The 19,592-nt window shown below is 73.9% G+C and carries 17 protein-coding genes; 7 read left to right on the top strand and 10 right to left on the bottom strand.

The window, feature by feature from the left end; translation table 11 throughout:
- Positions 1–17 precede the first annotated feature (17 nt).
- Positions 18–1,169 (bottom strand): acyl-CoA dehydrogenase family protein, encoded by a 1,152-nt coding sequence (locus tag IE308_RS29705; protein ID WP_190220493.1) that lies wholly within the window; start codon positions 1,167–1,169, stop codon positions 18–20.
- 81 nt (positions 1,170–1,250) lie between these two features.
- Here IE308_RS29705 and IE308_RS29700 point away from each other — a divergent pair, with 81 nt between their 5' ends.
- The 3 genes from IE308_RS29700 to IE308_RS29690 are packed head-to-tail and all read left to right on the top strand — an operon-like array spanning position 1,251 to position 3,692.
- Positions 1,251–1,883, top strand: coding sequence for a TetR/AcrR family transcriptional regulator (locus IE308_RS29700; RefSeq protein ID WP_110627115.1), 633 nt, complete (start codon positions 1,251–1,253; stop codon positions 1,881–1,883).
- A gap of 47 nt (positions 1,884–1,930) precedes the next feature.
- On the top strand, positions 1,931–2,704 hold the full coding sequence (locus IE308_RS29695) for an ArsR/SmtB family transcription factor (protein WP_229909252.1): 774 nt from the start codon (positions 1,931–1,933) through the stop codon (positions 2,702–2,704).
- 46 nt (positions 2,705–2,750) lie between these two features.
- The gene (locus IE308_RS29690; protein ID WP_373314626.1) at positions 2,751–3,692 is read left to right on the top strand and encodes a DMT family transporter; all 942 of its coding nucleotides are present in this window, start codon (positions 2,751–2,753) and stop codon (positions 3,690–3,692) included.
- A 143-nt stretch (positions 3,693–3,835) separates the two neighbouring features.
- Here IE308_RS29690 and IE308_RS29685 read toward each other — a convergent pair whose 3' ends face one another.
- From IE308_RS29685 to IE308_RS29660, 6 genes are all read right to left on the bottom strand, one after another.
- Entirely contained in the window at positions 3,836–4,918 is a 1,083-nt protein-coding gene (locus IE308_RS29685; protein WP_110627117.1) for a Zn-dependent alcohol dehydrogenase, read from the bottom strand.
- A 49-nt stretch (positions 4,919–4,967) separates the two neighbouring features.
- Positions 4,968–6,356, bottom strand: coding sequence for an aldehyde dehydrogenase family protein (locus IE308_RS29680; protein ID WP_190220294.1), 1,389 nt, complete (start codon positions 6,354–6,356; stop codon positions 4,968–4,970).
- 156 nt (positions 6,357–6,512) lie between these two features.
- Complete coding sequence (locus tag IE308_RS29675; RefSeq protein ID WP_110627119.1) at positions 6,513–7,850, bottom strand: ABC transporter ATP-binding protein; 1,338 nt, start codon at positions 7,848–7,850, stop codon at positions 6,513–6,515.
- A gap of 167 nt (positions 7,851–8,017) precedes the next feature.
- Positions 8,018–9,406, bottom strand: coding sequence for an MFS transporter (locus IE308_RS29670; protein WP_190220293.1), 1,389 nt, complete (start codon positions 9,404–9,406; stop codon positions 8,018–8,020).
- 20 nt (positions 9,407–9,426) lie between these two features.
- A complete protein-coding gene (locus IE308_RS29665; protein ID WP_190220292.1) occupies positions 9,427–10,869 on the bottom strand; it encodes a CitMHS family transporter in 1,443 nt (480 codons plus the stop codon).
- Between the two features lie 124 nt (positions 10,870–10,993).
- Complete coding sequence (locus IE308_RS29660) at positions 10,994–13,282, bottom strand: molybdopterin oxidoreductase family protein (RefSeq protein ID WP_190220291.1); 2,289 nt, start codon at positions 13,280–13,282, stop codon at positions 10,994–10,996.
- A gap of 164 nt (positions 13,283–13,446) precedes the next feature.
- Here IE308_RS29660 and IE308_RS29655 point away from each other — a divergent pair, with 164 nt between their 5' ends.
- Positions 13,447–14,097, top strand: a complete 651-nt coding sequence (locus tag IE308_RS29655; RefSeq protein WP_190220290.1) for a tetratricopeptide repeat protein — start codon at positions 13,447–13,449, stop codon at positions 14,095–14,097.
- Positions 14,098–14,183: 86 nt separating this feature from the next.
- Here the strand turns inward: IE308_RS29655 and IE308_RS29650 are convergent, their stop codons facing one another.
- Together IE308_RS29650 and IE308_RS29645 are read right to left on the bottom strand one after the other, a co-directional pair.
- Entirely contained in the window at positions 14,184–14,801 is a 618-nt protein-coding gene (locus IE308_RS29650) for a TetR/AcrR family transcriptional regulator (protein ID WP_190220289.1), read from the bottom strand.
- Positions 14,798–15,382, bottom strand: coding sequence for a hypothetical protein (locus IE308_RS29645; RefSeq protein ID WP_229909251.1), 585 nt, complete (start codon positions 15,380–15,382; stop codon positions 14,798–14,800). The genes IE308_RS29650 and IE308_RS29645 overlap by 4 nt, the downstream gene beginning before the upstream one ends.
- Before the next feature lie 156 nt (positions 15,383–15,538).
- Here IE308_RS29645 and hmgA point away from each other — a divergent pair, with 156 nt between their 5' ends.
- The 3 genes from hmgA to IE308_RS29630 are packed head-to-tail and all read left to right on the top strand — an operon-like array spanning position 15,539 to position 18,831.
- Positions 15,539–16,891 (top strand): homogentisate 1,2-dioxygenase, encoded by a 1,353-nt coding sequence (gene hmgA, locus IE308_RS29640; protein WP_110636198.1) that lies wholly within the window; start codon positions 15,539–15,541, stop codon positions 16,889–16,891.
- A 29-nt stretch (positions 16,892–16,920) separates the two neighbouring features.
- Positions 16,921–17,670, top strand: coding sequence for a GntR family transcriptional regulator (locus IE308_RS29635; RefSeq protein WP_190220287.1), 750 nt, complete (start codon positions 16,921–16,923; stop codon positions 17,668–17,670).
- A 15-nt stretch (positions 17,671–17,685) separates the two neighbouring features.
- Positions 17,686–18,831, top strand: a complete 1,146-nt coding sequence (locus IE308_RS29630) for a type ISP restriction/modification enzyme (protein WP_190220286.1) — start codon at positions 17,686–17,688, stop codon at positions 18,829–18,831.
- A gap of 15 nt (positions 18,832–18,846) precedes the next feature.
- Here IE308_RS29630 and IE308_RS29625 read toward each other — a convergent pair whose 3' ends face one another.
- A complete protein-coding gene (locus tag IE308_RS29625; RefSeq protein ID WP_190220285.1) occupies positions 18,847–19,560 on the bottom strand; it encodes a TetR/AcrR family transcriptional regulator in 714 nt (237 codons plus the stop codon).
- Positions 19,561–19,592: the final 32 nt, after the last annotated feature.

Raw genomic sequence — 19,592 nt, 5'->3', positions numbered from 1 at the left:
GCGTACTCAGAAGGTACTCAGAACGCCGACACCCCCGTCAGCGCCCGCCCGATGACCAGCTTCTGGATCTGGCTGGTGCCCTCGTACAGGGTCATCACCCGGGCGTCCCGCAGCAGCTTGCCCGCCGGGTACTCGTCGATGTAGCCGTAACCGCCGTACACCTGCAGCGCGTTGTTCGCGGCGCGCACGGCGGCCTCGGAGGCGAACAGCTTGGCCTTGGAGGACTCCACGGCGAAGGGCAGCCCGCGGTCGACGAGGTCGGCGACGCGCCAGGTGAGCAGGCGGGCGGCGTCCACGTCGACGGCTATGTCGCTGATCAGCTCCTGCACCAGCTGGTGGTGGGCGATGGTCCTGCCGAACTGCTCGCGCTCCCCCGCGTACCGCACGGCCGCGTCCAGCGCGGCCTGGGCGATGCCGACGCAGCCCGCGGCGACCGACATCCGCCCCTTGGCGAGGGCCGACATGGCGACCTTGAAGCCCCGGCCCTCCTCCCCCAGCATCGCGGAGGCGGGGACGCGGACGTCCTCCAGCACCAGCTCGGCCGTGGCCTGGCCGCGCAGGCCGAGCTTGCCGTGCACGGTACGGCGGCTCAGCCCGGGGGTGTCGGTCGGCACCAGGAAGGCGGAGACCCCGCGGTGGCCGGGCGCGTCGGTGGAGCGGGCGAAGAGCAGCACCACGTCGGCCCAGGTGCCGTTGGTGATGAACATCTTGCTGCCGTTGATGACGTAGTCGTCCCCGTCGCGTACGGCCCGGGTGGCGAGGTTGCCGGCGTCCGAGCCGGTGCCCGGCTCGGTCAGCCCGAAGCAGCCGACCAGCTCGCCCGCGGTCAGGCCGGGCAGCCAGCGCCGCTTCTGCTCCTCGTTCCCCCAGGCCGCGATCGTCTTGGCGACCAAGCCCAGGGAGACCGAGACGATGCCGCGCACCGAGGAGTCGCCGCGGCCCAGTTCCTCCGTGACCAGGCAGTAGGCGAGGTGGTCGCCGCCCGAGCCGCCGTACTCCTCGTCGATGGTCAGCCCGAGGAAGCCGACCTCGCCGAGCTTCTTCACGATCGACCGGTCGACCTCCTCCGCCCGGTCCCAGGCGATCACGTGCGGAGCGATCTCGCGCTCCACGAAGTCCCGGGCGAGCTGCCGTACGGCGGCCTGCTCCTCGCTCAGCTCCAGGTTCACCACGCGATCACCCCATATCTTGAAAGCCGTACATTTAAATTAGCACTGCTAGTTTCTGGTCGCAGCCCTACTATGTGCGCCATGGCCCGACCGCGCAAGCCCCTCCTCAGCACCGACCGGATCGTCGAGACGGCACGGGAACTCGTGGACGCGGAGGGCCTGTCGGCCGTCTCCACGCGTCGGCTCGCCGCCGAACTGGGGGTGAGCGGGCCCTCGCTGTACAACCACTTCCGCACCAAGGACGAGATCCTGGAGGCGGTCGCGGACTCGGTCAGCGCGCAGGTCGACCTGTCGATGTTCGAGGACGGCCGGGACTGGCGGACCGCGCTGCACGACTGGGCCGTCTCCTACCGGGCCGCCCTGCGCGACCACCCGAACATCGTCCCCGTGCTCGCCCGCGGCCCCGGCCGCCGCCCGGCCGCGCTGCGGCTCGCCGACGCGGTCTACGGCGCGATGGTGGACGCGGGCTGGCCGCCCGCGCAGGCCACCTCGATCGGGGCGCTGATGCGGTACTTCATCATGGGCTCGGCCCTCGGCTCCTTCGCCGGCGGCTTCGTGGAGGACCCCGACGCCTACGACCCCGCCGACTATCCGCACCTCGGCCAGGCCCACCTCCTCGCCGAGCAGCAGGAGAAGATCGACGAGCGGGCCTTCGAGACGGGCCTGACGGCCCTCCTGGACGGGCTGGTCCAGCACTTCGAGCAGCTGCGCTGACGATATTTCGGTGCCTGCCGAACCATCGGTGCCGCATGCTGGACGGCATGACCGCCAGGACGGACACCACCGCCAGGACCGAGAGCACCACCAGGTCAGCTGCCGCCGGCAGGAGGCCCGCGGACGCGCAGGCCCCCGGCCTCGCCCGGCTCGCCGGGCTGATCGCCGACGAGACGCGGGCCGCGTGTCTGCTGGCGCTGCTCGACGGGCGGGCGTGGACCGCGGGTGAGCTGGCCCGGCATGCCGGGGTCGCCGCCTCCACGCTCAGCGAGCACCTCGGAAAGCTCGTCGCGGGCGGGCTGCTCGCCGAGGAGCGGCAGGGCCGGCACCGGTACGTCCGTCTCGCCGACGCGCGGGTCGCCCAGCTGGTGGAGGACCTCGCCGCGCAGGTCGCGCCGGAGGCGCTGCGCCGGCCCCGTAACCTGCGGGAGGCCAGCGCCGGGTCCGCGATGGCGCGGGGCCGGACCTGTTACGACCATCTCGCGGGGCGGCTCGGGATCGCGGTGACGGACGCGCTGACCGGGCGCGGGCTGCTCCGGCAGGACACGGGGTTCGCGCTGACCGACGCGGGGGTGGCCTGGTTCGACGAGGCCGGTATCGCCCTCCCGCGCACCGGCCGGCGCCCCCTGGCCCGGGCCTGCCTGGACTGGACCGAGCGGCGGCCCCATCTCGCGGGCGTCGCGGGAGCGGCCCTGTGCCGGCACGCGCTGGACGCCGGCTGGTGCGTGCGGGTGGGCTCCGAACGGGCCGTGAAGGTGACGCCCCCCGGTGAACGGGCGCTGTCGGAACTGCTCGGCATCGAGCCGGCGCTGCTGCGCTGACGCACCCGGCCCCCCCTCTCCCCCTCCCTCACGCGATCCCAGGAGCATGATGAACGCCTCCTCACGCCCCCGGCTCCTCGCCGCCGGCGCCGCCACCGTCACCGTCGTGCTGTGGGCCTCCGCCTTCGTGGCGATCCGCAGCGCGGGCGACGCCTACTCGCCCGGCGCGCTGGCGCTCGGGCGGCTGCTCGCGGGCACCCTCGCGCTGGGCGCCCTGTGCGTCGTACGGCGGGTGGGGTGGCCGCCCCGGTCGGCCTGGCGGGGGATCGCGATATCGGGGGTGCTGTGGTTCGGGGTCTACATGGTGGTCCTGAACTGGGGCGAGCAGGAGGTCGACGCGGGGACCGCGGCGCTCGTCGTGAACGTCGGGCCGTTGCTGATCGCGCTGCTGGGCTCCCGGCTGCTCGGGGATCCGCTGCCGCCGCGGCTGCTGGCGGGGATGGCCGTGTCGTTCGCGGGCGCGGTGACGGTCGGGCTGTCGATGTCCGGCGGCGGGGGCTCCTCGCTGCTCGGCGTGGCGCTGTGCCTGCTGGCGGCGGTCGCCTACGCGGCCGGGGTGGTGGCGCAGAAGCCGGCGCTGGGGCGGGCGAGCGCGCTGCAGGTGACGACGTTCGGGTGCCTGGTGGGCACGGTGGTGTGTCTGCCGTTCGCGGGGCAGCTGGTCCACGAGGTGGCCGCGGCGCCCGCGTCGGCGACGCTGAACATGGTGTACCTGGGCGTCTTCCCGACCGCGCTGGCGTTCACCACATGGGCGTACGCGCTGGCCCGGACGACCGCGGGCCGGATGGGCGCCACGACGTACGCCGTGCCGGCGCTGGTGGTGCTGATGTCGTGGCTGGTGCTTGGCGAGGTGCCGGGTCCGCTGACGCTGGCGGGCGGCGCGCTGTGCCTGGCCGGGGTGGCGGTGTCCCGGTCCCGGTCGCGGGCGACGGCCCGGGTGGTGACCGGGGAGCCCCGGCCCGAAGCGCCGGCGCGCGAGTCGGCGTGAACGGGCCGGGAGCGGAAGGAGCTTGACGGCGGACGGGTGAGGGCGCGCCTCCCCCGCCAGGCGTGAACGGGCCGGGGTCGGACGGACCTCGACGGCGGACGGGTGAGGGCGCGCCTCCCCCGCCCGCGTCCGGCGGGCGCGGGTCAGAAGACGACCAGCGCCCGTCCGCCCTTCCCCGCCAGCATGTTCTCGAAGGCCGCCGGGATGCCGTCCAGGGCGATCCGCTCCGTCACCAGCGCGCCGAGGTCGAGCCGCCCCGCACGGACGTGCTCGGCCAGGACGGGCAGGTCGGCGGCCGGGTCGGAGTTGCCGTAGACGCAGCCGGTCAGGGTGCGGCCCCAGTGGAAGATCTCCAGGGCGTTGAAGGTGACCTGCTGGTCCTTGCCGCCGATGCCGACGACCGTGGTGCGCCCGCCCCGGCGGGTGGAGTCCCAGGCGGCGCGGATCGACACGGCGCGGCCGACGCACTCCACGGCCACGTCCACGCCCTGCCTGCCGGTCAGGGCACGGATCTCGCGGGCGGTGTTCTCGGAGGCGAGGACGTACTCGGTGGCGCCGGCGGCGCGGGCCAGCTCCTCCTTCTCGGGCGAGACGTCGACGGCGACGATCGTCGAGGCGCCGGCGATCCGGGCGGCCTGGAGGGTGGCCAGGCCCACTCCCCCGACGCCGAACACGGCGACGCTCTCGCCGGCGCGGACCCGGGCCGCGTGGTGGACGGCGCCGTACCCGGTGAGGACGGCGCAGCCGAGGAGGGCGGCGTCGGTGAGCGGGATGCCGTCCGGGAGCGGCAGGACGCAGGAGGCGGAGACGACCGTCTCCTCAGCGAACGCGGCCACGTTGAGGCCGGGGTGGAGGTCGGTGCCGTCGGCGGTGCGGGCGTAGACGTCCGCGGAGCCGTTGAGGGCGTTGGCGCACAGCCAGACCTCGCCGAGCGAGCAGGCGTGGCAGGTGCCGCAGGAGGGCGCCCAGTTGAGGACGACGCCGTCGCCGGGGGCGAGGTGTCCGACGCCCTCGCCGACGGCGACGACGGTGCCCGCGCCCTCGTGGCCGAGGACGGCGGGGACCGGCACGCGCATGGTGCCGTTGGACAGGGACAGGTCGGAGTGGCAGACCCCGGCGGCGGCGAGCCGGATGCGGACCTGGCCGGGGCCGGGGTCGGGCAGCTCGATCTCGGTGATCTCCAGGGGAGCACCGACGGCGGGGAGTACGGCGGCACGGACAGCCATGGCTTCGGACAACTCTCCTAGAGGGAGGGGAAACGGGGCGGGACGAGGGTCAGAACTGGAGGGACTTCGTCTGGAGGTACTCGGCGAGGCCGTGCGCGCCGAGTTCGCGGCCCACGCCGGACTGCTTGTAGCCGCCGAAGGGGGCGAGCGGGTTGAAGCGGCCTCCGTTGATGTCGACCTGGCCGGTCTCCATCCGGCGGGCGAAGGCCACCGCCTCGGCCTCCTCCGCCGCCCAGACGGCGCCCGCGAGGCCGTACACGGTGCCGTTGGCGATGCGCAGCGCGTCCTCCTCGTCCTCGTAGCGCAGGATCGACAGGACCGGGCCGAAGATCTCCTCCTGGGCGATGGTCATGTCGGGGGTGACGTCGGCGAAGACGGTCGGGCTGACCCAGTAGCCGCGCTCGCGCGGGGCCTCGGGGCCGCCCGCGACGAGCCGCGCGCCCTCGGCGACGCCCTGCTCGATGTAGCCGCGCACCCGCTGCTGCTGCCTGGCGTTGACGAGCGGGCCGATGCGGTCGGCGTACTTGTCGGCGGCGGCCGCAGCGAGGGCGACGGCTTCGTCGTACCGGTCGCGGTGGACCAGCATGCGGGTCCAGGCACTGCATGTCTGGCCGGAGTTGGACATCACGTTGGCGACGCCGACGTTGACGGCGCGGGCCAGGTCGGCGCTGGGCAGGATGACGTTGGCGGACTTGCCGCCCAGCTCCAGGGCGACCTTCTTGATCGCGGCGCCGGCGATCGCGCCGATCTGCCGGCCGACGGCGGTGGAGCCGGTGAAGGAGACCAGGTCGACGCCGGGGTGCTCGGCGAGCGCCTGCCCGGCGACCGGGCCGAGGCCGGTGACCAGGTTGAAGACACCGGCCGGGACGCCGGCCTCGTGCACCGCCTCGGCGAACAGCTGGGCGACGAGCGGGGTGTCCTCGGCGGGCTTCAGCACGACGGTGCAGCCGGCCGCGAGGGCGGGGGCGACCTTGGCGACGACCTGGTGCAGGGGGTAGTTCCAGGGGGTGATCGCGCCGACGACGCCGACGGGCTCCTGGTGGACGGTGGAGTTGCCGACCTTCTCCTCGAAGACGTACGAGGCGGCCAGCTCGGCGTAGGAGCCGGCGACCGCGATCGGTACGGCCGCGTGGACGGCCTGGGAGAAGGGCAGCGGGGAGCCCAGTTCTGCGGTGACCGTCTCGGCGATCTCGTCCTTGCGGGCCACCAGGACGTCCCGCAGCGCCGCCAGGCGGGCGGCCCGCTCGGCGGGCGGGGTCGCGGCCCAGCCCGGCAGGGCGGCACGCGCGGCGCGTACGGCGGTGTCGACGTCGAGCGCGGTGCCCGCCGGGACCGCGCCGATCACCTGCTCGTCGGCCGGGTTCACCACGTCGATCACGTCCTGCCCCGCGGCGGGGCGCCAGGCGCCGTCGATGTAGATCCCGTCGTGTGCCTTCATCGTGCTCCTCCCGGACCGGTGTGGTCGTCCGGCTCATAAACTAGCGGCGTTAGTTTTCGGGCGCCAGGGGTGTCCCGGGCGTCCGACGGTGTCCGGCGCCGCCGGTCGGTCCGCTCGATGGTCCCACTCGGGGTGGCGGAAGGAGCGTGCGGTTCCTCACTCCTCCAGGTCGGGCAGGTGCGCGGGGTTCGGGCAGATGCGTTCGCCGTGCTGGTCGAAGACGAAGAGGTGGGCGAGGTCGACGAGGAGGGGGACCTGCATGCCGTGCCGCAGGTCGATGTCGGGCGTGGTGCGCACGACGAGGTCGCCGGGGATCCGCGGGGTGGCCGGCGCCGGGGCGGGCGGCTCGTCGGCGGGCTCGTCGAGGACCACGACCGGCCCGGCGCGCAGGGCGCCCGCCCGTTCCCGCAGCCGGTCGATGACCGTGCCCTCGCGGCGGCGCCGCCGGGCCGGGCGGGCGGCGGGCCGCGGCGCCTCCAGGTCGGGTACGACCGCCGGGCGCGAGCCGGTGTTGAAGTGGACGAGGATCTCGTGGCCCTGGTACTCGACGTGCTCCACGAGCCCGGTGAGCGGCACCTCGCCGGGGCGGGCGGAGGAGTGCTTGGCGATGCGTACGGCCTCCGAGCGCAGCCCGACGATCACCTCGCGGCCCTGCTGGACGCGGAGCAACTGGTGGTCCAGGGAGAGCGGTTCGGGCAGCCGCAGGTACTGCTTGCCCAGACTGATGGTCATCGCGCCGTCGAGCGGGGCGCGGACCAGGCCGCGCAGCAGGTTGATGCGCGGGGTGCCGACGAACGCGGCGACGAAGACGTTGCGGGGCAGCCCGTAGACCTCGCGCGGGGTGCCGACCTGCTGGAGGACGCCGCCGCGCAGGACGGCGACCCGGTCGCCGAGGGACATGGCCTCGGACTGGTCGTGGGTGACGTACACCGTCGTCACCCCGAGTTCGCGGGTCAGCTTGGAGATCTCGGCGCGCAGGTGATTGCGGAGCTTGGCGTCGAGGTTGGACAGCGGCTCGTCCATCAGGAAGGCCGAGGGGTGGCGGGCGATCGCCCGGCCCATGGCGACGCGCTGGCGTTCGCCGCCGGACAGCTGGCTGGGGTAGCGGTCGAGGAGGTCCTCGATGCCGAGCATGCGGGCGGTGGCGTCCACGCGGTCGCGCGGATCGGCGCCCGGGTTCTCGATGCGCAGCGGGAAGCCGATGTTGTCGCCGCTGGTCATGCTCGGGTAGAGGGCGAAGTTCTGGAAGACCATCGCCATGTCCCGGCCGGACGGCGGCAGGTCGTTGGCCCACTCGCCGTCCAGCAGCAGCGAGCCGTCGGTGATGTCCTCCAGTCCGGCGATCATGCGGAGCACGGTCGACTTGCCGCAGCCGGAGGGGCCGAGCAGGACCAGGAACTCGCCGGGGGCGATGTCCAGTGTGAGCCGGTCCACCACGCGGACGCCTTTGGCGTAGACCTTGCTCACGTCGTGCAGGGAGATGGCGCGTGTCATGAGTCGTCCCGGGGCTCACTGGGCACTGGTGCGGCGCGGCGGACGCCCCTTGCGGGCCGCAAGGGGCGTGTGAGTCACGGAAGTTAACGGAATGTGTGCGCCGCAGGGAAGACACTGTTCGGTATCGGGCGCCGCAGTCCACCAGGTGAGAAAGCGGACGTCCGGATTCAGCGCCGGGAGGGCTGGTCCGCCTGTTCCTCCCCGCTGTGCCGGGCGGCGGGCGCATCCGGCACGGGCCCCGTCCCGGCCCCGGGTTCGGCCCGGACTACAGCCCCGGGTCCGGCTTCGGCTTCGGCTTCGGCCCCGGTCCCGGGCACGGCTGCGGGGCCGGCCCCGGCCTCGGGTACGGCTGCGGGGCCGGCCCCGGCCTCGGCTCCGGCCCCGGCGGGCCGTTCGGGCGAGCGCAGGGCCACCCCGGAGGAAATCAGGAGCAGCGCGCCCAGCAGCACGAACGGCGCGGCGACGCCCGCGACCCCGGCGACCAGACCAGCCGCCGCGGGGGCCGCTACCTGGCCGAGGCGGTTGCCGGTCAGCCGCAGGGCGAGGGCGGTGGAGCGGGCGCCGTCGGGCGTGGCCTGCACGACCGTGGTCATGGACAGCGGCTGCCCGACGCCGAGGCAGAAGCCGAGGGCGGCGAGCATCGCGCCGAGCGCCCACACCGGGACCGGCAGGGCGATGCCCGCGCACAGCACGGCCGCCAGCAGGCAGGTCACCGTCAGCAGCAGGGTGCGGCCGAGCAGCCGCAGCAGCGGGGTGAGCACGAGCCGGCAGGCGATGGTGGCCGCGGCGCGCAGCGAGAGCAGCACGCCGACGACGGACGGGGCGATGCCCCGGTGCTCGCCGACCACCGGGAGGTAGGCGGTGAGGATGTCGGTGGCGGACAGCACGGAGAGGCTGACGATGATGCCGGCGGGGACGCCGCGGGCCCGCAGGATGCCCCGTACCGGGACCCGGTCCGGGTTCCCCGTACGGGACCCGGTCGCCGTGTCGCGGTGCTCGATGCGCCAGAGGGTGCCGAACGCCGCCGCCGCGCCCGCGCCCGCGACGAGCAGGGCGAGCGCGCTGCTGCCGGCCCGGTCGGGGCCGCCGATCACCGCGCCGGCCGCGACGGGTCCGACCAGCTGGCCCAGGGAGGCGCCGATGGTGAAGTGGCCGAAGTTGCGGTCCTGTTCGTGCGGGGCGGACTGCCGGGCCACGAGCGACTGGGCGCCGATGACGAAGCACAGGTGGCCGAGGCCCATGACGCCGCTCCAGACGGCCATCGCCGTGAGGCTCCCTGCGAGACCGCTGAGCGCGCAGCCGCCCGCGATGAGGACCACGCCGGCCGGCAGCAGGGGCGCGCAGCGGCCGTGGTCGGTACGGCGGCCCAGCGGTACGGCCGCGAAGAGCGGCAGCAGCGCGTACACACCGGCGATGACGCCGACCGCCCGCTCGTCGGCGCCCAGCGCGAGCGCCCGGTAGGAGACGGCGGGCCGGGCCATCGACACCGCCCCCTGCGCGCAGCCGAAGGCGATGACGAGGCGGAGCAGCCAGCCGCGGTTCCCACCGGGCGCCATGGTCTCTTCCTCCCGGGTGGTCAGACGATGCCGAACAGCAGGCCCGCGCCGAGCACCACCAGTGAGGTGAGCGCGGCCCACTTGACGACGAAGCGGGTGTGGTCGCCGAACTCGACCTTGGCCATGCCGACCAGGACGTAGACGGCCGGGACGAGCGGGCTGGACATGTGCAGGGGCTGGCCGACGAGCGAGGCGCGGGCGATCTCCAGGGAGGAGACGCCGTGCGCGTGGCCGGCCTCGGCGAGCACCGGCAGGATGCCGAAGTAGAAGCCGTCGTTGGACATGAAGTACGTGAACGGGATGCTGAGGACGCCGGTGACGAGCGCCATGTGCGGGCCCATGCCGTCGGGGATGTTGCCGACGACCCACTTGGCCATGTGGTCGACCATGCCGGTGCCGTTGAGCACGCCGGTGAAGACGGCGGCGGCGAAGACCATGCCGGAGACGTTGAGGACGTTCTCGGCGTGGGCGGCGATGCGGGCCTTCTGGTCGGGCATGTGCGGGAAGTTGACGGTCAGGGCGAGGGCCGCGCCGAGCAGGAACAGCACCGGGATCGGCAGCCACTCCATGATCATGGCGGTGAGCAGGGCGACCGTGAGCAGCGCGTTGAACCAGTACAGCTTGGGGCGCAGGGTGGCGCGCTCGGGGTCGAGGACCCGGAAGGCGGCGTCGTCCTCGGGCTCGTCCGCGGGCAGTCCTGCGCCGGTACCGGTGCCGGTGCCGGAGGCAGAGGCGGAACCGGAGGTGCCGGAAGCGCCGGCGCGGGTGGTGGCCGGGGTGCCCGTGCCGGCTCCGACCAGGACGGTCTCGGTCTCCTTCTCCTCGACCAGCACGTCGTCCAGCGTGAGCGTGCCGAGCCGCTTGCGCTCACGGCGGCCGAGGACGTACGCGAGTGCGAACACGAAAAGCAGGCCCATCGCGAGCGCCGGGATCATCGGCACGAAGATGTCGCTGGCGTCGAGCTTCAGCGCGGTGGCGGCACGGGCGGTGGGGCCGCCCCAGGGCAGCGTGTTCATCACGCCGTTGGCCATGGCGGCGACGCCGGTCATCACGACCAGGCTCATCTTCAGGCGCTTGTACAGCGGGTACATCGCCGAGACGGTGATCATGAAGGTGGTGGACCCGTCGCCGTCGAGGGAGACGATCGCGGCGAGAACCGCCGTCCCGACGACGATGCGGAGCGGGTCGGCCTTGCAGAACTTCAGAATGCCCCGGACGACCGGGTCGAAGAGACCGACGTCGATCATCACACCGAAGTAGACGATCGCGAACATGAGCATCGCCGCGGTGGGGGCGAGGCCGGTGACGCCGTCGATGACGTAGTCGCCGAGCTTGGCGCCCTTGCCGACGAACACGCAGAAGAGCGCGGGAATCAGCACGAGCGCCGCGATCGGCGACATCTTCTTCAGCATGATCAGGACCAGGAAGGTCGCGATCATGGCGAAGCCGAGGATGGTCAGCATGAGTGGATACCTAACGTTCGCCCTTGAACATCCCACCTGGGGGTCGGCGGTGCGTTGACGTTAGGTCCCGTCGTCCGGCGTTAACAAGACGTTGACGTGCGAGCAATAAGCGCAAAACTGCTGGTCACAGCTTTGCGCTGCTCACAGTCCCGATGTTTTCGGCCAACGGGGGCGCCTCGGGGGCCGCCGCCGGGGCCACCTCGACGGGCACGCCGTTGAGGACCGCGTTGCCGCTGAGCGGGTCCAGCAGGCTGCCGTCGAGGAGCTGGTTGACGTTGACGCCGGGGTCGGTGGCGGCGTGGCTCAGCCGGGTGCCGGGCCGGTCGTGGCCCCAGCCGTGCGGGAGGCTGACCACGCCGGGCCGTACGGCGTCGGTGACCTCGGCCGGGGCGGTCACCTCTCCCCCGGCGCCCTTGACGCGTACGGGCTGCCCGTCGCGCACGCCGAGGCGTTCGGCGTCGGCTGGGTGGAGGTGCAGGGTGCAGCGGTTGGTGCCGCCGGTGAGGGCCGGGACGTTGTGCATCCAGCTGTTGTTGGAGCGCAGATGGCGGCGGCCAACGAGGACGAGGCCCGCGGGACGCTCGGCCAGGGCCTGCCGCAGCCGGGGCAGGTCGCCGGCGATCGGCTCGGGCAGCAGTTCCACCTTGCCGCTGGCGGTCTTCAGCGGCTGCGGCAGGCGGGGGCGCAGCGGGCCGAGGTCGATGCCGTGCGGGTGGGCGAGCAGCTTCTGAAGGGTGAGCCCGTCGGGCCGGGCGCCGAAGCCGTCGCCGTAGGGGCCGAGGCGCAGCATCAGGTCCAGGCGCTTCTCGGGCCCGGTGTCGCCGGTGAGCAGCCCGGCGAGCTCGCGGGGGTCGCGGCCGTGCACGGGCGAGTGGGCCTCCTTGACCGCCTTGCCGAGGGTCTGCCCGATGACGAGGTCGTCGACGGCGGACGGATCGGCGCCGTGCATGCCCGTCACGGCGAGGACCAGCCGGGCCATGATCTCCGTCTCGGCCATCCGGCCGGGCTCCAGCGGGATGGCGGGGCGGGTGTAGCGGACCTGGTGGCGCACGGCGAGGGTGTTGAAGGCGAAGTCGTGGTGGGGGCTGCGGGAGGGCGGCGGCGGGGGCAGGACGACGTCGGCGTGGCGGGAGGTCTCGTTGAGGTAGGGGTCGACGCTGACCATGAAGTCCAGCGAGGCGAGCGCCTTGTCGAGCCGGTCGCCGTCGGGGACGGACAGCACCGGGTTGGCGGCTACGGCGATGAGGGCACGGACCGGCTCGCCCTCCTCGGTCGCGGTGTCGATCTCCTCGGCGAGCGCGGAGATCGGCAGCTCGCCCTTGGCCTCGGGGTGCCGGCTGACCCGGGAGTGCCAGCGGCCGAGCGCGAAGCCGTGGCCGGGTCCGGCGGGCCGGGGCGTACGGTCGGTGGCGGCCTGCGGGAAGAGGGCTCCGCCGGGCCGGTCGAGGTTGCCGGTGAGGATGTTGAGGACGTCGACGAGCCAGCTGGCGAGGGTGCCGTGCGGGACGGTGCAGCTGCCGATGCGGGCGTAGACGGCGGCGGACTCGGCGCCGGCCAGTTCGCGGGCGAGGGCGCGGATGACGCCGGCCTCGATGTCGCAGGCCGGTGCCACGGCCTCCGGGGTGAAGTCCCGGAGGGCGTCGCGGACTTCGTCGACGCCCTGGACGTGCGGGGCCAGGTGGCCGAGGTCGACGAGACCTTCCTCGAACAGGACGGTCGCCATCGCCGCGAGGAGCAGCGCGTCGGTGCCGGGCCGGATCGCGAGGTGGCGGTCGGCGAGGCGGGCGGTGCGGGTGCGGCGCGGGTCGATGACCGTGAGGGTGCCGCCGCGGGCCCTGAGCGCCTTGAGCTTGCCGGGGAAGTCGGGGGCGGTGCACAGACTGCCGTTGGACTCCAGCGGGTTGGCGCCGATGAGCAGCAGATGGGAGGTGTGGTCCAGGTCGGGCACGGGGATGGCGTTGGCGTCACCGAAGAGCAGGCCGCTGGAGACGTGCTTGGGCATCTGGTCGACGGTGGATGCGGTGAACAGGCTGCGGGTGCCGAGCCCGGCGATCAGCACCGGCGGGTAGAGGGCGCCGGCCATGGTGTGCACGTTGGGGTTGCCGAGGACGACGCCGACGGAGTGCGGGCCGTACCGCTCGACGACCGGGCGGATCCCGGCGGCGACCGCGTCGAAGGCCTCCTCCCAGGTGGCCTCGCGCAGCTCGCCGTCGCGGCGCACGAGGGGGGCGCGCAGCCGGTCGGGGTCGCCGTCGACGGCGCCGAAGGAGGCGCCCTTGGGGCAGATGAACCCCTTGCTGAACACGTCCTCACGGTCACCGCGGGCGCCGGTGACCCGCGCGTCCTCGATGGTCAGGGTCAGCCCGCAGGTGGCCTCGCACAGGGGGCAGATTCGCAGGGCGGTGCGGGACACGGGTCCTCCCGGGTACGGCGGCGGTGGCGCACGACAGGGGCCGAGCATACCGACCGGTATGCATCCTGCCCAGGCCTTCCGGGAGCCGGGCCGCCGTCACCGCCTCGCCATGGATCCTCCGGGAAGGCCCGCGCGGTGGTGTCGTACGGCCGTACGATCACCGCATGACGACCGACCCGCGCCTGGAGCAGGCCCAACTCCTCTACGAGGGTGCCGTGTTCGACGGGGACGAGACCGCGGTGCCCGCCGGCGAGAGGGTTCTCGACGGTGTGGAGGCGGACCTCGCCCTGGCGCGGGGCCGGCTGCTGCACGCGCGGTTCCTGGAGGACGGGTCGGAGGACCCCCGTGAGCTGAAGCTGTTCGAGCGCGCCGCGACCCTGTACGCGCGCCTCGGCGACGGACGCGGTGAGGGCGAGGCGCTGTTCTGGGTGGGCATCGTCCACCAGGTGGTCCGCGACGACACGGAGCGGGCGCTGCCCTTCTTCGAGCGCTCCCTGGCCCTGGCCACGGCGGCCGGGGACCGGCTGACCGCGTCCTACGCGCTGCGGCACCTCGGCTTCGCCGACGGGCTCGCCGGGCGGCCCGACGCGGCGCGCGAGCGCCTGGAGGAGTCCACCCGGCTGCGCCGGGAGATCGGGTTCGGGCCGGGGGTGGCGGCCAACCTGATCGTCCTCGCCCGGCTCGCCGTGGAGCGGGCGGACCGCGAGGAGGCGGAGGCGCTGCTCTCCGAGGCGACGGAACTGGCGGAGCGCTCGGGGGCGAAGGGCGTGCTGCGGTGGGTGGCGGCGACGCGGGAGGAACTGGGGGTGGGGTGACGGGGGCGGGAGGCGACTCTCGCCGGCCGGCGGCCGCGCCGGGCCGGCGGCGAACCGGGCCCGCGGCGAGCCGGGCCGGCCGCCCCTCAGTCCAGCACCCGCCCCAGATACGCCCGCAGCAGCTCCCGCATCTCCGTGATGATCTTCTCGTCGCCCTCGGGGTCCACCCGGAAGGCCAGCTGGACCAGGGTGTCCGCGGCCTCCACGGCGACCAGGAAGGTGCGGCGCAGGTCGTCGTCGGCCGGGCGGCCGAGGTGCCCGGCGAGGAGGGCGGTGAGGCGGTCGGCGACGCGGTGGTTGGGTTCGCCGTGCCGGGTGCCGACCGGGATCTGGTTGCCGAAGTCGACGAGGGAGAAGCCGGGCGCGGTGCGCTTCATGGCGAGGTACTCGTCGAGCACGGCGTCCAGCGCCGAGCGCCAGTCGCCCGGGCCGGTCGCGCCCAGCCGCTCGGCGACCCGCTCCGACCAGCGCTCCAGATTGCGCTGGGCGAGCGCGTCGGCCATCTGCCGCTTGTTGCCGAAGAAGCGGTAGACCGAGCCGATGGGGACGCCGGCGCGCAGCGCGACGGCGCGCGTGCTCAGGGCGTCGTAACCGACCTCGTCGAGCAGGTCGGCGCAGGCGTCGAGGATCCTGCTGAGCCGTTCGGCACTGCGCCGCTGCACGGGCGCTCGGCGTAGCGATGTCGCGTGGGGCACGGGCTTCATGATGCCTCTCCGCCGGGGTCCGGTGAACCTCGGCCCCACATACGCACGGGGGCGCCCCGGACACTCACCGAGGGGGCCGTCTCCGCCCCGGAGGCGGTGATGGCGGCGGTGGACTCGACCGGGTCGCCGTGGACCGCCCAGACCGTGTCGTCGTCGGCGTAGAGGCGGGCGGTGACCTGGTGGGTGCCGTGCGGGAGGCGGTCGGCGGTGAGGCGGTGGGAGGGGCTGTGCAGCTCGGCGACGGGCCGGCCGTCGACGAAGAGGAGCGCGGTGCCGCGCCCGGCCACGGCCTCGGCCTTCGCGCCGGGCGGCGAGAAGCGGAAGTGGCGCAGGTGCAGTCGTACGTCCCAGGCGCCGCCGGTGGCGGGCTGCACCTCGACGCGGACGGCCGGGGCGTCCTCGCCGTCCACCTCGCGGTAGCGCCGGCCCTCCTCGTCGGTGTGGTCCAGGAGCTTGCCCACCGGCGACGGCGAGGCCCCCTTGTGCTGTTCGTGCGCATCGCCGGTGCCGCAGCCGGCCGGGCCGGCCGGCAGCAGGACACAGACCGCGAGCGCCGCGAGAAATCCGCGCGTCCACGACATGGCGGGGAGCCTAGAACACGGGTCTGACATCACGGATCCGTCTGAGGTCGGGTTCCGGCCGTCCTCCGGGAGGAGGCCGCCGGCCCTCTTGCGCCGGCGGCAACCGCAATCCTACGGTGATATATAGGAATCAGCACCGCGAAGGAGCGAGTGATCATGAGCGATGGGGGCACCTCCCGCGCGAGCGTGTTCGAGCGTGGGGATGCGCGGAAGACCGCCGAGGGACTGACCTACCTCTCCGGCTTCGGCAATGAGCACAGCTCCGAGGCGGTGCCGGGCGCCCTGCCCGAGGGCCGCAACTCACCCCAGCGGGCCCCCCTCGGGCTGTACGCGGAGCAGCTGAGCGGCACGGCGTTCACCGAGCCGCGCGCCCACAACCGCCGCTCCTGGCTGTACCGGATCCGCCCCTCGGCCGCCCACCCGGCGTTCACCCGCACGGACAACGGCGCGCTGCGCACCGCGCCCTTCACCGAGTCGGTGCCGGACCCGAACCGGCTGCGCTGGAACCCGCTGCCGGAGCCGGCGCCGGGCACGGACTTCCTCGCCGGCCTGTGGACCCTGGGCGGCAACGGCGACGCGGCCCAGCGCACCGGCATGGCCGTGCACCTCTACCACGCCAACGCCTCCATGGACCGGGTCTTCAGCGACGCCGACGGTGAGCTGCTGATCGTGCCGGAGCGCGGCGGCCTGCTGCTGCGCACCGAGTTCGGCCTGCTGCACGCCGAGCCGGGCCATGTGGCGCTGATCCCGCGCGGAGTCCGCTTCCGGGTGGACCTGCTGGACGGGTCGGCCCGCGGCTACGTCTGCGAGAACTACGGCGCCGCCTTCCGCCTGCCCGACCTCGGCCCGATCGGCGCCAACGGCCTCGCCAACGCCCGCGACTTCCGCGCGCCCGTCGCCGCGTTCGAGGACGTGGAGGGCCCGGTGGAGGTGGTGAACAAGTACTGCGGCAACCTGTGGACCGCCGGCTACGACCACTCGCCGCTGGACGTGGTGGCCTGGCACGGCAACTACCTGCCGTACGTCTACGACCTGCGCCGCTTCAACGTCATCGGCTCGATCTCCTACGACCACCCGGACCCGTCGATCTTCACGGTGCTGACGTCGCCGTCGGACACCCCCGGTCTCGCGGGCGTCGACTTCGTGGTGTTCGCGCCGCGCTGGCTGGTCGGCGAGGACACCTTCCGGCCACCGTACTTCCACCGCAACGTGATGAGCGAGTACATGGGCCTGATCGAGGGCGCCTACGACGCCAAGGCCGAAGGGTTCGTGCCGGGTGGCGGGTCGCTGCACAACATGATGTCGGCGCACGGCCCGGACAAGGAGACCTTCGACCGGGCGAGCGCCGCCGAGCTGAAGCCGCAGAAGATCGACGACGGCCTGGCGTTCATGTTCGAGACCCGCTGGCCGGTGACCCTCACCGGGCAGGCGGCCGGGGCGGACCACCTCCAGCAGGGCTACGACGACGTGTGGCGCGGCCTGGAGCGGCACTTCCGCCCCTTGCACTGAAACGCCCCCGACCGGTACGGATGAGCCCCGTGACCTCCTTCGCCCCGGACTCCATCGTCCTGAACCGCAAACTGCCGCTGTGGTACCAGGTGTCGCAGTCGCTGCGCGCCTCGATACTCGGCCGTTCGCCGCAGGACCCGCTGCGGCTGCCCACCGAGGAGCAGCTGGCCGGGCACTACGGGGTGAGCGTGCTGACCATGCGGCAGGCGCTGAAGGAGCTGGAGGACGAGGGGCTCATCACCCGGCACCGCCGGCGCGGCACCTTCATCGAGCCCGACGCGCTCCGGGGCGCTCCGGTGCGGCTGCTCGGCTCGGTCGACGCGATCGTGGCCCAGCAGTCCGGCATGACGACCCGGCTGCTGGACCACGGCCGCGCGGCCGTGCCCGCCGAACTCGCCGAGCACTTCGGGGACGTCGAGGAGGTGGGGACGTACCACCGGCTGCGCTGTGACGAGAAGACCGGCGAGCCGACCAACCACGCCCGCAACTGGGTCCGCCCCGAGCTGGCCGCCCGCGTCGACCTGGACGACCTGGTGCGCTGGCCGATGACGAAGGTGCTGCGGGACGTGCTGGGCGCGGACATCAGCCGGATCACGGACACCGTGGAGGCGCGGCTGGCGGACCCGGAGACGGCGCGGCTGCTCGAAGTGCCGCTGCTGAGCCCGATCCTGCACTACACGGGCGTCACCTACGACCAGCGCGGGCGGGTGCTGGACGTGGTGGTCATCCACTACCGGGGCGACCGTTTCTCCTTCACCGTCACGCTCGACGCCCACTGACACGGGCGTCGTACGATGCCGGGCGTGACGCACGACGACGCTCCGCGCTCGGCGGACCTCATGCCGTGGTCCGTCGCACCGCCGCGGCTCGGCCGGGGCTGGCCGGTGGCGCCCGACCCGGCCGCGCTCAGGAACCGCTGGGCCGCCCTGCTGAAGGCGGAGGGCCCGGACCGGGAGGCCCTGTTCGAGCCGACCCGCGCGCGGACGGCGCACTCGGCGGTGGCCCAGTTGCCCGGGCAGCCGGGCGGCACGGAGAAGCTGGTGCGCGCCTCCGGCCCGTGCCCGGAGCCGGTGCGGGTGCTGTACGCGCCGTTCGACGAGCAGTGGCTGATCCCCGACCACCGGCTGATCGACGCGGCCCGGCCGGAGCTGTGGCGGGTGGCGGACGAGCGGCAGGTGTTCGTCGTGGAGACCGCGGACGGCCTGCTGGCCACCTCCCGCATCCCGCTGCTGCGGACCGGCCGGGTCCGCCCGCTATACCGCCGGCCGGGCGGCCGGGAGCCGAATCTGGCGCCGGGGCTGCGGGAGCACCTGGGCGCGCGGCTCGGCCGTGAGGTTCCGGCCGAGGACGTCCTCGCCTGGATCCTGACCGCCGTACGCCCCGATCTGACCGTCCCGCTCACCGGGGCCCCGGAGCTGTGGGCGCGGGGCGTGGCACTGGGCCGCCGGGCGCTGTGGCTCATGCGGCGCGACGGGGAGCGCCCCAAGCTGCCCGGCGGGCGCCGTCCGTACGTCCGCGCCCCGCTGCCGAGGCGTCCGCTGACCCTGCACTACGACCGCGAGGAGGAGACCCTCCACCTCGACGGGGGCCGTGTCTCGCCGGTGCCGCCCGGGGCGTGGGACTTCGAGACGGGCGGCGTGCGGGTGCTGGAGCAGTGGTTCGCGGCCCGGGTCGCGGAGCCGGAGCCGGGCACCCTGGCGGCGATCCGGCCGGCCGCCTGGCCGCAGACCTGGACGTCGGAACTGCTGGAGCTGATCACGGTCCTGGCGCTGCTGGCCGAAGTGCGCGACCAGCGGGCGGCCTTGGACGTCACCGACCCGGTCACCACGGACGACCTGCGCCGGGCGGGCGTGCTGCCGGTACCCGACCGGGCGCGCCGGCCGGCGACGGTGCTCGACGTCCGGGAGGAGGGCCCGGAGGGGCAACTCGCGTTGCTCTGACCCGCCGCCGAGCGGTCACTCCCGCGGCGCGAAGGCGTCCAGCACCCGCCCCAGCGCCCGCTCGAACACGGCCTCCATGTCGATGGGCCCGGCGTCCTCGGTGAACGCCGCCGCCATCCGCGGATAGGCCCCGCTCGCCAGCCGCTCGCCCAGATAGGCGATCCGCGCCGCGCTCTCCTCCTCCGGGGACCAGGGCAGCGCCCGGGCGCGCTCGGCGGTGGCGAGTTCGTTGGCCGTGTACGTGGTCACCACGCCGTTCAGCATGGCGATCAGCTCCATCCGCGTGCCGTAGGACCCCGGCAGCGGGTCCAGGCAGGCCAGGCAGTGCTCCAGATAGCGCAGGGCGTTCGGGCTGAAGCCGTACACCGGGGACATCAGGCGCGGCAGCCACGGGTGGCGGCGCATCAGCGCCCGGGTCTGGTGGGCGACCCGCAGCATGTCGGCGCGCCAGTCGCCGGACGGCTCCCACAGCTCGTGCTCGGCGCTGACGGCGTCCACCATCAGCTCGTACAGGTCCTCCTTGCGGGGGACGTAGTTGTACAGCGACATGGTGCCGCAGCCCAGTTCGGCGGCGACCCGCCGCATGGACACCGCGTCCAGCCCCTCGGCGTCCGCGACGCGCACGGCGGCGTCCGCGATGCCGGCGCGTGTGTAGGCCGGTCTCGGCCCGCGCCCCGTGCGCTCGGGGCGCGCCCAGATCACTTCGGGTACGGCCGCTCGGCCCGCCATCGGTCATCACCTCGCCACCATCGTAGTTACGT

The organism is Streptomyces griseosporeus (assembly GCF_014656055.1).
In the GTDB taxonomy this organism is placed as follows: Bacteria; Actinomycetota; Actinomycetes; order Streptomycetales; family Streptomycetaceae; genus Streptomyces; species Streptomyces griseosporeus.
This window is presented reverse-complemented; position numbering and strand designations above follow the sequence as displayed.